Below are 17,792 nucleotides of genomic sequence, written 5' to 3' on the forward strand. Positions count from 1 at the left end.
AGAGAAATGTCAGTGATTCAAATCCGGCCTTACCAACAGGGTGAGGAAATAGAAATGCGCGAGTTGTTTTTTCACTCTGTACGCAATGTTTGTATTCATCACTACAGTCAACAGCAAGTGGAGGCGTGGGCAGTGGAGAGCTATGACGTGGATAAGCTAGTGGCCATGTGTAAACGCAACCAGCCTTTTGTTGCGACCATTGAGAATGTGATTGTAGGTTACTCGGATCTTCAGGATGACGGTCTGATTGATCAGTTCTTTTGCCACTGGCAATGCCAGAAGCAGGGAGTCGGTAATGCATTGATGAATCATATATTTGAATTGGCCGAAGCGCGCGGTATTGAACGAATTCACTCTCTTGTTAGCATAACCGCCAGACCATTTTTTGAGCGTATGGGCTTTCATGTTGTCAAGGATAATGAGGTTGAGGTTCGTGGTATGCTGCTGAACAATTTCGTGATGGAGAAGGTGAATTAGAGGCCGTCGTCTGTGCGCGTGTTTTCTTGTTCACGCATCGTGTCGAAGTAGGTGTCATTGGCTGAGAGGTAAACAGTATCCAGTGGGGAGTCTGTTTGGTCTGTGAGTGCATCACGCAGCGCAGTACTGTGTGTATCTGCAACATCTTTGGAAGGTGTAGATTGCTCAAGTTGAATCTCAGGTGGGTTACCTGAAAACGAGATAATTCCTGAGCGGTTGTCAGTGCTGCCGTCACTGAGCATGATCTCAACATTATATTCGTGGTTTCCCGGTGATATCGGCTCTGTCCAGGGTATTTTTATATTCCAGTCGCCATCTGTGTCAGAGCGCGTCATATATTGTTTATCAACGATATTAAGCCGGATCGTCGCACCTGCTTCGGCCTCGCCACAAAAGAGGGGGTAGGGATCACTGACTATCTCAGCCCCTTTTGGTACGTGGGTAGATTGCGTTTTATCAAGCGAAGCTGGGATTGCATTCTCTCTTGAACCCTCTGTGCTGGTGACATCATCACTCTCACAGAGTATGTTGCCATGAATGATTTCACGCGAACCATCCCTTGTTTGAATCGATAGCGAGTAACCATTTTCTCCCTCATCCAGCGAGAGATTGATTGGCAATGTCAATATCCATTCACCGTTATCATCAGCTTGGGTATGTAGTTGATGATCGAGTAGCTCAAGGGTAATTTCAGCGCCTGCAGCTGCTTTGCCTTCAAATACTGGGTGTGAAGTCTGAACGGTTTGTGGGTCAAAGTAACTGACTATTGGTGGCAGTATACCCCGTGATTGTGTCGTACCATTTAATATCGCCAGCGCCTGCTGTTCTTCTTCTAACGCCGGGTATGGCCACATTCGAGGGCTTTCTGTCGCGTTGATGAAAGTGTCAGATTCTTGTTCATTTACCGCTGCCTTGGCAGAGAAATCATCAGGTACAAACCCGCTGACTGGCGCATTTTTTTCCAGGTCAGGAGGGGCGAATTCAGTTGGCATCCCGTCATCTGGCGAGACAATGTCGTCATTATCGAAATTTGCCATTTCTGATAAGCTTTGTCGGAACCATACGTCAGCATACTCATACTTTTCCCCGTCAGTTGTCGTGTAGCTGCCAGTTAAACTGATGAGGTTATCGTTATTCATCGTATTCGATGTTTCAGATGCGAGATTGAGAGAAGCGATATTAGCGTCAGCCAGAGAGATAAGCTCTCCAACATCTGTTATTCCGTTGGTGTTTTTATCAATCCAGATATTCAGTTTTGGGAAGATTGCATCTGCAATATCAATTTTTCCATCGGTATTTACATCGTACTCTCGAAGTGCTTGAAAACCGTCCTGCGCCTTTTCGCCATTGCTGAGTAGGGTTCCTTCACCGAACATTTCACTGCCATCATTAATTACGCCATCCCGGTTTTTATCCCACACGAGAAACGCGTCACTGTTACTGACCCAGCCAGTGATTCTGGATACACCATCGGCGTTTAAATCAAAATGAATGTGTGAAACATCTGACGATAACGTCTGAATGCCGTCCCCATCGAGGTCGATGACAACTGGTGTGACAAAGTCATACGCTTTCACCTCAACGTTCAGACTTACGTCCGCGTAATCAGGGCCAAGGGCCGGTAGGGGCCAAGGCAGTTCAAACCACCCGCCGGGTATATCTTCCCATTTTGACTCCGTTCCTGAAATCAACTCATTATCAAAGCCATCATGGTTTTTATATCCTTCGGAGAGGAGGACATAGTGAGTTTTATTGCCCTGGGTTATTTTTGCGCCATCACTGGTCAGTGAAATTGATGCATCACCTGTGGCGTAACCTAAATTGGCACCATCTGGAATCAGAAATAGCCCCATGGATGCCGCATTGTTGGCGTAGGCGGTGACGTTTTTGCTACCGTTATTGTAGTCGGCAATTCTTGAAATCATTACCTCGACATCAATGATATTTCCATTGCTGTCCATCACATAGTAGCCAAGGCTACTTTGCATGCGCGGCCAACCACCATTCCAGAGATTTTGCATTCTGATTTGTAACTGTTTGACACCGTTTAGATCCCAGAGCCCCTCGCTGTTTCGCGTTACGGCATCATTATCGAAAATGGTGACGCCAGCAGATGCCCAACCACTTTGGTATTGTGTCGACGCTTTGAGGGTGTATTTTTCTCCGCCTTCGTAATGGCTGTCTTCATACGTTTCTACCAATACATCAAACGAATTTTTATTGGCCGCAAGGTTAATGCCGGACGACGTATAGTTAGACCATGAGGATGTGCCACTTACACGATACTTGAGTTGGCTGTTGAAATCGTAGCCCGCATTTGCAGTGCCGTTTTGGTACTCAAGAGTGACATTAGTTGTGTTGGCTGATTGGCTGCTCATTGTGAACGTGTGGAAAGGAGTATGCCCTTCCCATGCGTTAATGTTACTGAGGTTTGATGTCAGTACAGGCGAAGAATCATTATCACTAATAGTAACAACGCCTTTACCTGATGATGAATTCCAGCTATCGCCCTCTACACGAGCCCAGACTGAAAAGGTCTCGTTGCCTTCATAAACGTTGTCGTCATGTGTTTTAAAGCTTAGATCAAAGGAGGAATGACCGGCTGGTACATCTATTGTATAGCCGCTGCCAATGCTGCCAGTATGGTGTTGCCAGCTTCCTCCACTTCCACCGAAACGCACCCAGAACTCGCTTTCAGAGAAGTCGCCGCCAGCGACTGTCGCCGAACCATCGTCCAGATAGATTTCAACGCGTGTTGTCTGTGTTGACGCATTGCCTAAGGTGACACTTATCGGTTGTGCATACTCACCTTCAGCAATTGTATGGTCAGACACTGACGTCACACTCGGTACGTCATCGCTGTCGTCAATATCGGATGACTGCGACGTAATGTAGCTGGCTTGATTGTTAAGTGCCCGGGCTTGTATGGTCAGTGTTTCCGTCCCCTCATAGATATCGTCATTGATCGGCTCAGCATAGATCAGCACGCTACTGTTATGTGCTGGGATCGCAATGTCTGCGGTATAAGCGTTACTTGCATTGAGCACCAATTCGCCGATGAGGACAGTGCCAGCACTGTTCCAGATAGTCAGTTTTCCGGAATAATCACTGAGAATATCTGCGGTGTGCAGGCTGTCGTTGACATTCAGCCGGATGACAGTGGAGGTAGTCGATGCATTAGAAAGGTTGAGTGTCCAACCGGGGGAACTTGACTCTGAACCTGATTGTAACGTGTTGATGGTTGTAACACGCGGTGTATCGTCAGCATCTGTAATGGTCATTACGCCTTTGTCAGTCGCGCTATCCCACGTGTCACCGTCAACCCTAAACCACGCGTAGAAGTTTTCATCACCTTCATACACGTTGTCATTAATTGTTATTAACTTAGCTTCAAACGCATCGACGTTTGCAGGCACGTCGAAAACATAGCCATAAACCACATCATTTTCGTATTTTTGCCAACTTCCGCCGTTATATCGGATCCAAAATTCATTGCCAGTATAATCACAGTCTTCCGCTGATGAGGTGCCACCGTCCAGATTTAGCTCAATCGATATCGGAGATGTCGAGGCATTACTGAGAGTGACAGCAATCGGTTCTATATAACTCCCCTCACTTACTGTGTGGCTGGAGACACTGGTGACATTTGGTGTGTCATCGACATCAGTAATGGTGACTGTGCCTGATTGGGCAAGAGAGGCTTCATGTTCAGTGCGCACCTTAATGTCGAATGACTCGTTATTTTCAAAGACATCGTTATTTGTGGTACCCATCCGCACCTGAAAAGATGCGATGTTGGCGGGCACGTCGATCCAATTTCCCAAATAGAAATCACCCGGTGCCTGCACCCAGTTAGCGCCATCGAAGTTCACCCACAAATCATTACTGTTCCAGTCCGTTGCCTCGTCGGCCGAGATCGAGTTAGCATCGATGAAAACCCGGGTCGTTGTGGTGGACGTGTTACTTAACGTAATAGTGACAGCGGCGTCTTGTCCTTCTTCAAGCGTAACATCGGAAACAGATACCACTGTTGGCTTATCAGCATCGTCATTGAAAAAGGCGGCTTCAGAGATAACATAACTACTCTGGGTTTGGATCGCTCGCGCCTTGAGCTTTATCGTCTCGTTGCCTTCAAAAATGTCGTCGTTGGTGGGTTGGGCGTAGAATTTCAAGCCAGTGTGTCCAGCCGGAACGGCGACGTCAGCCTCCCAGTTATTACTCTGCTCAAGCGTCACGGTCCCGATTTTCACATCTGCCATTGTGTAAATATCGATAGTGCCGCTGTAGTCATCGAGAAAGGTGGACTGATGAAGTGCATCGTCAACATTGAGCCTAATTACGGTATCTGAGTTCGAGGTATTAGACAGGTTCATTGTCCAGCCCGGCCAGTCGCCGCCCTCAACGCCCTGATGAAGGAGCGTCGTGAGCGATGTAACGAACGGGTTATCAGCCTCATCGTTCAGCGTGGCCATTTGCCCGTTGCCCTGAGAGCCGTTGAGAAATGCGAAGGGGAATATTTGCTCGTTGCCCTCAAACACATTGTCTCTTTCGGTTTGAGAAAGACGCGGAGGGCAGTATGCCCGGCAGGCAGCGTCACAGAGAAGTTAGCGCCTGATGCATAGCTGACAATGTTCCAGAGTCCGTTGCTAGCACCAACAGGAGAAAGAGGGTTGCCATCAATGTCTTCGGCGTAAAGCGTTGCCTCAAAGTTACCAAAACTGCCAGAGTAGAAATAATCGTTGAACGCAATAGTGACATTCATATCTTCGTCTGAAGGGCGAGTGGTCGTAAATTGCCAACCGGGTCCTTCACCATGACTTGTCGCGTTTTCGACGCCGTTTTGAATCTTCACGCCAGTGCCGTGCAGGGTCGGTGGTGAATCATTGTCAGTTAGCGTAGCTGTGCCGATGACTTGAGACTGACCTTCCGCATTGGCGCGGAGGGTAAAGCTCTCATCACCTTCATAGACATTGTCATCCACGGTGGGTATTTTCACGCTGAATGTCGATATGTTAGCGGGTACGTCAATCCACCGACCATAGGTGAAGTCCCCCTTGTCTTGCCATCCTTGTCCGTCGTTGAAATCGGCATACAAGTTTTCAGCGTGGTCATGGACGCCGACAGCTGAATCATTCCACGCATCAATCCATATTTGTGAAATGTTGTTCGAAGTATTGCTTAACGTGATGGTAAATATCGCATCCTGCCCTTCTTCGACAGTGACATCTGAAACTGAAGAGACGATCGGCACCTTGTCGTAAACATGAGTTTTCGTTGCCAGTGTCGCAGAGTTTCTTGAAATACTCGCATCTAACGTACCATCGGCAAAAACATCTGAACCACTTAATGAGACAGAGAAATAGCCGCCGGCATTAGCTTCAGCAGATGTGATGGTGTGATTAACACTGCTGCCATTGGCAGACACTTCAATAATGTCGCCCGCCTCTGCCAAAGCATAATGCCCGGTAATATTGATGGCACTTTGTGATTCGGTAATATCGACGCTATTATCGGCCGTCACTGCATTGATGATGAGGAAGCTGTCGTGGTCAATCGAATAGGCTGTCTGTTCGGATAACGATGGGCCGATATTGCCAGATTCATCAGTGGCGATCACACTGACTTCCAGAGCTGTGTGATCTTTTAAGTCGGAAAAGGCCACTGTTGTGGTGAAGTTACCTTGAGCATCTATGTTGCCTAAGCCTATCTGATTGCCGCCGGTTAAAAGGGTGAAGGGGTCATTGGCTGAGAAATCGCCAAAAACTTTTCCTTCGATAGTGACAGTGCCTGTGGTTTTGTCCGTGTTGTCGAGGGTGAAATCTGTGCCCGCTATGTGAGTAACCTCTATGGTAATGGGCAGTGAGTAGGTTTTGAGCATGACATCTTTGGTGCCATCGACATACTCTCCCCAAGCGATGGTCACTTTTCCGTTGTCCGATGCAGAAATATGTGGCCGGGCATTATAGGTTTCAGGAGCATTTTGGGAGGCAATCAGCTCGCTACCCACTTTTTGCCCATCGGCGGAAAAACGTTGAGCGTGGACATGTGTTTTATCAATATTGGATTCAAGGTACTCCCATACCACAACAAAGCCGCCATCGCTGAGGGGAGTGACGTCAGGGTATTTTACTTCCTCATTTTGGTTGTCGTCAGCGGTTTCAGCGTTGATGATAAACTCGGTGCCAATTTTTGAACCATCCCGATTGAAACGTTGGCCGCAAATGTCTGAGGTGTTGGAGTACTGATTGTCATTCAACCAAACCATCACATAGCTGTCGTCCTCTAACACGGCAACGGATGGGTATTGTTGAGAACCACTAACGTGGGTGTTGACGACGGTTTCACTGCCGACTTTGTTACCATTGTTGTCAAACTGCTGTTTGACAATACCATCAGAATTCCCGTCAACATTGCCCGCAAACCAAGCGATGACGTACCCACCATCAGAGAAGGCTCCACTCTCGGCATAACGCGCGGTCGATGACGTACTGACGGTAGTTTCATTTCCAAGTTTGGTGTCATCGGTATTAAAACGCTGAGATTTGATAACTTGTGCAGACTCCCACGAGAGCACATAGCTATCATCGGCGAGTGCAGTCACCCGAGTCTGATAATTACTTGATGTTGAAACATTGAAATTGAGCTCGTCAGTAAGTGGGGTGCCGTTCTGACTGAATTTTCTTCCCATGACATCGTCTGGCGATGACACACCGATGTGATAGCTGTGCCAAGACGCAATAAAGGTGTCGTCGGAGAAGACGGAGAGGCTGACATCCGACTGCGTATCGACGGTTGACGTGTTTAGTTGATATTCACTGCCGACTTTGTTCCCTTTGGCATCGAAATGTTGGGCGAAAATACCATAATCATCGCCGTCTTGGTCATAAGACTGCCACGCTACCACATAGCTGCCATCAGAAAAGTGTTCAAGGGTTGGTATACCTTGAAAGCTCGGTAAATGCGTGTTGGCAGTGACTGTTTCACCGACACCGAGCACAGAGGGTGAGAAAAGGTCTACGTCGTACTGGTGTGTCCGACTGATAATTTCTGATCCGCCACTGGAAACAGAGACAGTAATGTCGCTGTCGGCAGCCAAATCAGCGCCACTTACCGCAATGGAAAAACTGCCGCCTGCGGCAACTTCCGCATTGGTAAAGGTATGGAGGTAGGAATTGCCATTCACCACGATATCAGCAGTGTCGCCAGCTTTGGCCAAAACATATTGACCAGTGATATCGATATTGGCTTGTGATTCAGCAATGTTGATCGTGTTATCGGTGGTTAACGCGTTGATATGTAGAAAGCTATTTATATCAATTGAGTAAGCAGAGGAGGCTGTGATAATACCTAGGTTACCCGCCGTGTCTGAGGCAGATAGTTTCGCCGATAGCTCGGTATGTGCCAAGATGTCTGACATTGACACACCAACAGAGAAATTGCCGGCCGCATCAATGCTGCCTGAACCAATCTGAGTACCACCCACCCAGATAGTAACTGCATCTCCATCAGAAAACTCGCCAATCGCTTTACCTGTAACGGGAATATTGCCAGCGCTAAGGTCTGCATTATCAACAATATAATCATTGCTACCAATACCCTCGATCGACAATTGTGTCGTCATGGTAAGGGTTCTGATCTTAATATCTTCGTGGCCAGCAACTTTTTCGCCCCATGCAACTAATACGGTGCCATCAGGATGGCTTGATAAGTCTGGTCGTGCCGTGTAGCCAGCCTCGCCTGTCGATACGGTCAACTCATCACCGATTTTCTCACCGAGGGGTGAGAACCGCTGTAGGTGGATATTGCTGGTATCGGGTGAGGTGTCTTTAAACTCCCAGGCAATAGCAAAGCCACCGTCATTGAAACCAGTGACTGATGGGCGTTGTAGTTTCTCATTTTGGCCATAGTCTGCGGTCACAGCATTGGCTTTAAATTCGCTACCATAAGGCGTGCCGTCTTTGTAGAAGCGTTGACCATGAATGTCGTATGTTGTGGGGTTAGAGCGATCGTTTTCGCTTTGCCAGACAATGACGTAACTGTCGTCTTTTAACACCGTGATATCAGGGTAGTGATTATCCCCTTTGTGTGTGGTGTGTACGGTGTCAACACCACCAAGTTTGTTACCACTGCTGTCAAAACGTTGTGCGAAGACCCGATAGTCTAGGTGGCTGCCATCGTACACACTCCATGCATACCATGTGACAACGTAGCCACCATCAGAGAATACAGCAACTTTTGGATCCCACTGGTTGCGGCTTGTGTCTGACGAGACAATAATCTCGCTGCCTTGCTTGTTATTATCGGCATCAAAATGCTGTGAGACGATGTCATACGTACTGCTTTTTTCCTCAGATATCCAGGTGGTCACATAGCCGTTGTTTGACAGGGCAGTAATTTGGAGTTGATGCTGAGACTCCGATGAAGATTTAAGGATGAGTTCACCGGTGAGTGGTGTGCCATCACTGTCGAATTTTCTACCAAGAAATTCTGTCACATTGCTACTGGTAGGATGCTCGGATTTCCATGCCGCAATAAATGTATCATCAGGAAATACAGTAAGCGAAACACCAGACTGGTTGTCTGTTGTTGTGGTGTTGAGTTGAAACTCACCTCCATGCTTATTGCCAGAGTTGTCATAACGCTGGCCGAAAATGCCCATTCCGTCACCGTCTTGCAATGCGGATTCCCACAGCACAACAAAACTGCCGTCAGAAAAGTAGGCTGAGGTTGGGTAGAGCTGATTGTTTGTGAGGTGGGTGTTGGCGGTTTGCTCACTACCTATTGTTAAGGCTGTTGGTGCGGAAACATCGACGGTGTAAGCGCTTGTTCGTGACGTAATTTGCGCACCGTCACGATTCAAAGAGACTAGCAGGCTATTGTCTGCCGCTAAATCAGAGCCATTCACACTGAGGGTAAAATACCCACCTGCATTGGCTTCCGCCGTGGTAATGGTATGGCTGTAGGTCTTACCATTCAAGGTTACATCAACAATATCACCCGCACTGGCAATTGAATACTGACCTGTCACTGCGACAGTCGCTTGCGACTCAGCAATATTTACAATGTTATCGGGAGTGACCGAGTCAATGGTAAGGAAGCTGTCATGATCGATAGAGTAGTCGGCGGTTGATGAAATCGAGCTGACATTGCCTGCCGTATCAGATGCCGCCAATTTCACTGTTAACGTGCTGCTGTCGAGAAGACGCGAGATTGGTACTGTTGTTGTGAAGTCGCCATTAGCGTCAACGTTACCTGTGCTAATCTGTGTGCCAGTGACCCAGATTGTGACGGCATCTCCATCAGAAAACTCGCCAATCGCTTTACCTTTGATGGTGACGTTGTCAGCGACAAGCTCGTTGTCTGTAACAATGAAATCAGCGCCAGCGACCTCAGTTATCGACAGACTTGTAGATAGGGTATAGTTTTTGACAACGATGTCATCAGTTCCGCCAGTATCAAGGCTCCATGTGACTAATAATTGCCCGTTGTTTGTGGTGGTCAGGTAAGGATCTGACGACTGGGGTGCACCTATACTCTCGGATACCGCGATTTCATCGCCTACCTTGTCACCTGACGCAGAGAACCTTTGGAGATAAACATTTCTCCCGCTATACGTATAAGCGATTTCAGACCATGTCACTGCAAAGCCACCATCACTTAAATGAGTAATATGAGGGGCGTCTATTTGCTCGTCGTCATTGTCGTTTGACGTGGTGGTATTAATCTGGAACTCGCTGCCTAAGGGGGTGCCATCAGACAGAAAGATCTGCCCCTGAATATCATAGGTACCTGCGGCAGTATCATAGTCGCGCCATACGATGACATAGCTTTCATTATTAAGGACAGTGACGGCAGGATAGCTTTGCTCACCTGATGTCGTGGTATTAACAAGCGTTTCAACACCGACTTTGTCACCGAGGTGATCAAAGCGTTGTGCATATACGCCTTTGTTATGACCATCTTGATTATTAGATTGCCAGGTGATGACGTAGCCACCATCAGAAAAGGGTGCAATTTTTGGCCATTTTTGGCCGCTGGTTGTGTAGGTGTTTACCAGTGCTTCATTGCCAACCGTTGATCCATTGGCGTTGAATAATTGGCAAGCAACACCATTTCCAGAACCGTCATCGATGCGCCATGTGACAACAAAGCGATCATTCGCCAGTGCTGTAATATCCGGTTCCGCTTGTGACCCATAGGTGTTGGTATTAATGGTGAACTCAGGACCTAGTGGGGTACCATCTGAACCGAACCTTCTGGCCGCGATGTTGGTGTCATTGCCAGCATTGGTGTCATAAACCGTGATAAATGTATCGTCAGAGAAAACGGCGATTTTTACTCTTTGCTGATCTTTATGGCTGTTATTGTGCAGTTGGAATTCGTTACCCAGTTTTGCGCCCGATGCGTCGTATCGCTGTCCGTATATTCCCCATCTGTCTCCGTCTTGCCCATACGACTGCCATGCAACGATATAGCTGCCGTCAGAAAAACTGGCGATAGTCGGCTTTATTTGTTGGTTATATGTGTAGGTGTTGGCTATTGCTTGTGAGCCTTCGACAAGCTCTCCGGGGGCCGTCAAGTCAGTACTGTAGCTATGTTGTTTGCTGAAAAGTTTCTGTGAACTTCGGAAGATCTCGACCGTAAGGTTATTGTTATTAGTAAGCGCCGAGCCTGCCACGTCAATAGAGAATACTCCGCCATTCGAGATGTCTTCAGAAGTCAAAGTATGGCTGTACTGCTGACCATTAATCGTGGTTTGAGCAATGTCACCCACTTGAGCGAGTGAGAACTGACCGGATATTGGGAGAGTTGTGCCTGATTCCGATAGGTTGATAGTGTTGTCAGCGCTGATTGGATTGATGCTGAGAAAGTCTGTGAGGGTAAAGGTGTAAGCAGATGTATGAGTGATTTGGCCGACATTTCCTGCGACATCAGTGGCATTGACAGTCACGGTCAGTGATGTGTCAGATATCAACAGACTGTTGTCGACTGAGAAATCAAATGCCCCGTTCGACGCGATATTTCCCGTAGCGATAATACTGCCGCCTACCGAGACTGTCACAGTATCGCCCGTGGTAAACTCGCCGGAAACGGAGCCAGCGACGGTAATATTGCCATTGTTTAGATCAGCGGCACCAATTGTGTTTGTTGAGTTTCCGATTTGTGAAAGCGCCACAGATGTTGCGGGTGCCTGAGGGGCGTCGATGTCCACCGAGTAGTTATAATCGTTCTCAAGCAGTGTTTGACCGTCTCGTTTCAGCATAAGTGTTGCTGTGGTAACCGCAGCGAGATCTTGGCCACTTACTGCGATGGTAAACGTGCCACCATTTTGGATGTCGGTTTCAGTGAATGTGTAAGTGAACACACTGCCGTTAACAACGAACTCTGCCGTATCGCTAGCAATGGCATGGCCAAACTGACCTTCAATATTTACGGTACCCGAGGCCTCCGTGCTGTTAATAATGCCGTCACCTGCAAGGGTGGTTAGAGATGTTGCCGTATTAAAATCAACGCCAGTGAGGGTAATGACGATATCTTGCTGAGTACCATCAGTTGCGGTGAGCGTCAGGGTATCTTGAACCACTTGTCCGTCAGTCAGAGGCGCAACGCTGTGTGCTGTTGCGCTATAAACCCACGTGCCATCTGTCAGTGATAGGGAGCCATACGTACCATCGACGTCAGTATTCTGAAATGTCGGTGTATCGTTATCATCCGCGTCTGAAATGGTGAGTGTTCCAGTGGCTTGCGGCGTGAGATCAGTGATGGTCAGCGCTTGTGAGGTGATCACACCGTTGATATCCACCAGATAGTAATTGCCGTTTTCCGACATAACCAGCTGCGGCACAGCGCCATCATTGTCAAAGCCTGAGAGGTGCTTCAGGTGCTGGAATCGATTATTTGCCCCGATGGTGAAAAGGTCTACGCCGCCTGATTCGCTCTCACACACAAAGACCACATGGTTATCAACTCCTGTCGGAGACGAGTGAAATGAAAAGCCAGAATCTATGGTGTCTAACTGGGTGATTGAACCGTCATTTTCGAGTTGATAGAGATGTGAAGTTTGGCTGTCAGCGCCGCTGGCGACAATGAAAGCATCGCCATTTTTGCTTTGATACGCATTGACGGAATGGTTGTTACCAAGGTTGGGCGTGTGGCTGCTTTCGAACGCAAGCCCACCATTGTTGTCATCAATGGTATAGACATTGAGCGTATTGTTTGATGCGGCGACAAGGTAGGTTTTACCGTTGTGTGTGAGTAAATTCACACTGGATGTATTGTCTCCGGCAGAGACAGTGGAGCCAGTTTCGTTGATAGCGCCCGTTGTCGGGTTGTAAGTGAGCACATCGATACGGTCGTTCTGCGGACGCGTAGCGTAAAGATAAAAAGTGCCATCGGGTGCTTCATAAAGAATATTTTCGCTAACTATTCCACCGTTAACTGAAGGCTGTGAGTGACCGATTGTTTTCCCGCCATGGAATGAAAGTGCTCCGTCGTCAGACACATGCCAGACAGAGATAGCACCGTTGTTTTGAGAGGTGAGAAATAGTGTCGTCTGACCATCCACATCATACATGTTCGACATGGTGACGCCGTTACCCAAGGCGGCGAGTGAAAGGCCATAGCTTTGCACGTTACTTGAGATATCTCCTGAAGATGTTGTCACAGCAGTGCTTTGGGATGAGTCATAAAATATTCGGTCAGTTTCTATTAGTGACCCATCGTTTTCTACCCTGAAGAGGGCAGCAAGCCCGTCATAGTTGAACGTAGTTGTCAGTATGTAGGGGACGCCTGCGATTTGGATATGGCTTGACGTTGTGCCTGTTGTTGTCGTACCTGAGGTGACTGTTTCCGCCGAGATTGAGAAAGGCCCGAGGCCATTTTCAGTCATTGAGCCAGTATGCGTGCCGCCGACGGATGACGCGTCCTCGACACCTGTCAATGTGATGGTCACCTGCTCTGAGTTACCGTCAGTCGCATTGACGGTGAAGATATCCTGTGCAGACTGGCCCTGATCTAAAGGCTGTAATGCACTGTTGTTGGCCGTGAAGGTCCAGTTGCCATTTGTGAAGGTAAATTCACCAAATTGCCCGTTATGAGAGGTATCTATTAAGCTTGGTGTGTCATTAGTGTCATCATCTGTGATCGTCAATTGCCCCTGAGCGATCAGGTTGTGGCTATCTTCAGTTACTGCACCGCTGATTGAGCCACTAAACACTGAAGCATCTTCATCACCTGTCACTGTCATCACAATCTGATGTTGCAAGCCATCAGAGGCCGTGACGGTAAAGTCATCCTGCACTTGCTCGTTATCGTTTAATGCTGCAACTGCAATGGGGTCGGTGACATAACTCCATGTTCCATCAATGTTAGTAGTGAGTGAGCCGTAGGTACCGGTGTAAAGCTGATTCAGCAGTGTCGGCTGTGTTATTGCATCTGGGTCGTGAAGATTGACGGTGCCGCTGGCAGTGATATCCGTTTTCTGAAGTGTGGACTGACTCTCACCAGTAATGATCGCTGTGGTATCGGTGCCAGTGATAGTAATAGTGATCTCTTGCTCAGTACCATCAGTGGCGATCAGTGTCAGCTCATCCGTCACCGTATCACTGGCGGTGAGATGACCGGAGTCATCTCGGTCGAGCGTGTATACCCATTCTCCATTCGTCAGGACTAACTCACCATAGGTGCCAACGACTGTCGTATCAGTAAAAACAGGTGAATCACTACGGTCTGCATCGCTGATAGTCAAGGAGCCTGTGACTGAGGCGACAGACTCATCGCTGTCGGTTTCTGTTACGGCGGCGCTGAACAAGCCGGAGATGATAGGGGCGTCCTCATCACCTGTCACCGTTATGATTATCTGGTGCTGAGAACCGTCAGAGGCAGTGATGGTGAAACTATCCAATGCCTCCTCGTTATTGTCTAGCGTGATGACTGCTGCCGGATTGGCGGCATAGTTCCATGACCCGTTGCTGTTAGTGGTGAGGCTACCATAAGTGCCTGCATGAGTGAGATTAGGCAGAGTGGGCTGGGCCGTGGCATCCGGGTCAAACAGATACACAGTACCGTTGGCTGAAGTCTCTGTTTTTAGCAGTGTCGATTGCGTGTTGCCACTGATAATCGCAGTGGTATCGCTACCCGTAATGGTGATCGTGATTTGTTGTTCAGTCCCATCGGTAGCCGTCAGGGTCAGTGTATCGTTAACAATATCACCGGTGGTGAGCTGACCCGCCTGACCTGCGCGGTCAAGGGTATACGTCCATTGACCGTTAGTCAGGACTAAATCTCCGTAGGTGCCATTTACTGTGGTATCAGCAAAGCTGGGGTTATCGCCGTTGTCAGCATCGCTAATGGCTAAACTCCCGGATACTGAGGCGACGGCTTCATCGCTGTCAGTTTCGGTTGTGGCTGCGCTGAACAGACCGGAGACGACTGGCGCGTCTTCATCACCCGTTACTGTTATTAAAATCTGGTGCTGCGAGCCGTCAGAGGCAGTGATGGTAAAAGGATCCTGTGCCTGTTCATTATCGTTGAGCGTCGCAACTGAAGCAGGGCTGATAGCATAATGCCATGTACCGTCACTGTTGGTGGTGAGGGTGCCATAGATACCCGCATGTTGTTGGTTTGGCAGAGTAGGTTGCGTTGTCGCATCGGGGTCAAAAAAGACAACTGTACCGCTGTCCGTTGTGTCGGTCTTTTGCAGTATCGATTGTCGGTCGCCACTGATCGTTGCTGTGGTATCTGAGCCAGTGATATCAATGGTGATGATTTGCTGCGTGCCGTCTGTCGCCGAGAGGTAGAGGGTATCCTGTAAGGTGTCTCCGGTTGTCAGGTGCCCGGATTTATCGCGATCCAGAGTATATGTCCACTGACCACTGCTAACGACGAGAGAGCCGTACTGACCTGGCTGGGTTATTCCGTCAAACGTCGGTGTGTCGGCGGTGTCATGGTCAAGGATATTCAGGGTGCCAGAGACCGAGGCGACAGTCTCATCACTGTCGGTTTCGGTGACCGATTCGGAAAAAAGACCAGAGACGACGGGCGCGTCATCGGCACCCGTTACTGTTATCACAATCTGATGCTGCGAGCCGTCAGAAGCAGTGATGGTGAAAATATCCTGCGCCTGCTCATTATCATTTAATGGCCTGATATCATCTGGCGCAACGGAGTACTGCCAGGTGCCACTAGTGTGGGTCGTCAGTGTACCGAAGTTACCAGCGTGTTGTTTGTCGGGCAGGGTAGGCTGCGTTTCAGCGTCTGGATCATAAAGGTTGACGATACCGTTACCAGAGGTGTGATGTTTCAGTAACGTCGACTGACTCTCTCCGCGAATGATGGCGGTGGTATCTGTGCCATTGACGGCGATGGTGATAATTTGCTCGGTACCGTCGGTTGCGATCAATGTCAGTGTATCGGTAACAGAATCGCCCGTGGTGAGATGGCCTGAGCGGTCTGGTTCGAGTGTGTAAGTCCACTGACCGTTGGTTAACACCAATGTTCCATAATGTCCTGATATTTCGGTATCGACAAAGCTCGGGGTATCGGTCAGGTCGGCATCGGCAATGTGTAAGGTGCCAGAGGTAGAAGCGGGCGCCTGATCGCTGTCAGTTTCTGTTGTCGCTCTGGAAAAGATGCCTGAGACAACGGGCGTATCGTCAGTCCCGGTTACCGTCATAGCAATTTGATGCGACGTGCCGTCTGAGGCTGCCACGGTGAAGACATCCGTATCCAGTTCTTCTCCGCCGAGCGGGACGAGTTTGTCTGGATAAACCTGATAAACCCAGGCTTTTTCTGCAGGGTTATCCGGAGCGTTTGATAAGGTAAATGTCCCGTAATGACCGAGCAGTGAGATGTCGTCGATAGTCGGTTGAATGGGGTTGTCAGGGTCATAGGCACGGATTTCTCCGTGGGCGATGGTTGCTGACGCTTCCAGCGTATCGTGCGTTTCACCATGAAGGTATGTTTGGGTATCTTGCCCGGTCAGGGCGATGGAGAGTTCAACTTGCGCGCCGTCGGTGGCAGTCAGCTGAAAATTTTCATGTTGTGTTTCATCCTGTGCAAGCATTTCCAGTAACAAGGGATCGGGTGAATAGGTCCACTGATGTGACACCAGAGAGAACTCACCGTAAGAACCCGTCATGGAGACATCATTGAATACAGGATTATCACTAGGGTCAGGATCGTGGATCGACAGTACGCCATCTATATGTGAGTGAGCATCACTTTCATGAAGACTTCCGTTAAAATCGCCGTCTACGATACAGGGGTCATCAAGGCCAGTGACCGAGTAACTGAAAGTCTTGGTTGAGCCATTGCTTGCGATGACTGAAAAGGTCTCAGAGACTACTTGCCCATGATTGAGGGGGATAATGGCTTCTGTATTTTCGGTGTATTTTGCAACGCCGCCAACTACAGTGAATACCCCATAAAGACCAGAGATCTCTGTGTTAGGCAGAATAACGGGAATGTCCTCTGCGTTTTCTGTCTGTATGTCTTCTCTGCTGGCTGTTTTTTTGTTGTATTTTTCCAGCGGTGTTGTATTAAAGGTTCTCTGATAGGCGTTTTTCAGCGCGTTCCGGGTCGTAGCTGAAATCGGATTGAAACAGTGCCAGCGACTCGATAATTAACTGCGTTGATATCTCTATGTCTTTAGTTTCATCTTCAGTCTTTTGTTCAAGCTGTTCTATTTCTCTGTTGAGCTTGGCGATTTGTCGTTTTGACTCTGCGATAAATTGCTCGCAAATTGCTATATTCTGGCAGCGGTCACTGCGCATTTCTGCCTGATTTTGCTCTATTACCGCAAGCTGTTCATCTAACGTTTTACGTCTCTGGACAAGGTCATCTTCATATCGCTCTAATAATGATGATTTAAAGGGGGGAATGACACTCAGACTCTGAATTAATATTTCAGAGGAGATGCCTGAGTTATCTAACAGCTTGAATAGCGGGGCGGGCAATCCGTTAAAATGAATTTCAAGTTGTCCTGTGGCAATCAAAAACAAGCCATTGGGGACGTCAATGGGTATGCCATGTTCATTAATGAACGTGAAATCAAATCCATCGAATGTGACATTATCCAAACTGGATAACTCAATTTTTTGCATCAGTCTAGACAAAACTCCTACAAAAAGTGTTTACCCAGCCAAATCTGATACGGTTGAAATTAATATTCTTTTTTACGTTATCGGCATATATTCAGTCTTCTTCAACGACACTGAAACCATCAGCGATAAGTACAGAGGATGAAAAGAGATTTGTTATCGCCATTTTTATGCTGATATCCAGAGTATGATTTTGTAATATTCACCTCTTAACTC

The 17,792-nt window shown here is 48.2% G+C and carries 4 protein-coding genes; 1 reads left to right on the forward strand and 3 read right to left on the reverse strand.

Annotated features, from left to right (window positions below; translation table 11 throughout):
• Positions 1-12: 12 nt before the first annotated feature.
• Positions 13-477, forward strand: coding sequence for a GNAT family N-acetyltransferase (locus A8L45_RS11680; RefSeq protein ID WP_068902475.1), 465 nt, complete (start codon positions 13-15; stop codon positions 475-477).
• On the opposite strand, the gene A8L45_RS11685 is transcribed toward A8L45_RS11680, so the two are convergent.
• Genes A8L45_RS11685 through A8L45_RS11695 form a run of 3 tightly spaced genes read right to left on the reverse strand, consistent with a single transcriptional unit; the run spans position 474 to position 17,579 of the window.
• Complete coding sequence (locus A8L45_RS11685; RefSeq protein WP_139122365.1) at positions 474-5,015, reverse strand: SPM autocatalytic domain-containing protein; 4,542 nt, start codon at positions 5,013-5,015, stop codon at positions 474-476. The genes A8L45_RS11680 and A8L45_RS11685 overlap by 4 nt on opposite strands.
• Positions 4,937-17,068 carry a VCBS domain-containing protein gene (locus A8L45_RS11690; RefSeq protein ID WP_349266997.1) on the reverse strand — a complete coding sequence of 4,044 codons (12,132 nt, stop codon included), beginning with the start codon at positions 17,066-17,068 and terminating at the stop codon, positions 4,937-4,939. The genes A8L45_RS11685 and A8L45_RS11690 overlap by 79 nt, the downstream gene beginning before the upstream one ends.
• Positions 17,016-17,579, reverse strand: coding sequence for an SH3 domain-containing protein (locus A8L45_RS11695; protein ID WP_068902439.1), 564 nt, complete (start codon positions 17,577-17,579; stop codon positions 17,016-17,018). The genes A8L45_RS11690 and A8L45_RS11695 overlap by 53 nt, the downstream gene beginning before the upstream one ends.
• Positions 17,580-17,792 lie beyond the last annotated feature (213 nt).

Source organism: Veronia pacifica, from assembly GCF_001707825.1.
GTDB lineage: Bacteria > Pseudomonadota > Gammaproteobacteria > Enterobacterales > Vibrionaceae > Veronia > Veronia pacifica.

Coding starts and splice junctions, on each gene's coding strand:
- A8L45_RS11695 (WP_068902439.1), bottom strand. CDS start 17,579: ATGCAAAAAATTGAGTTATCCAGTTTGGATAATGTCACATTCGATGGA.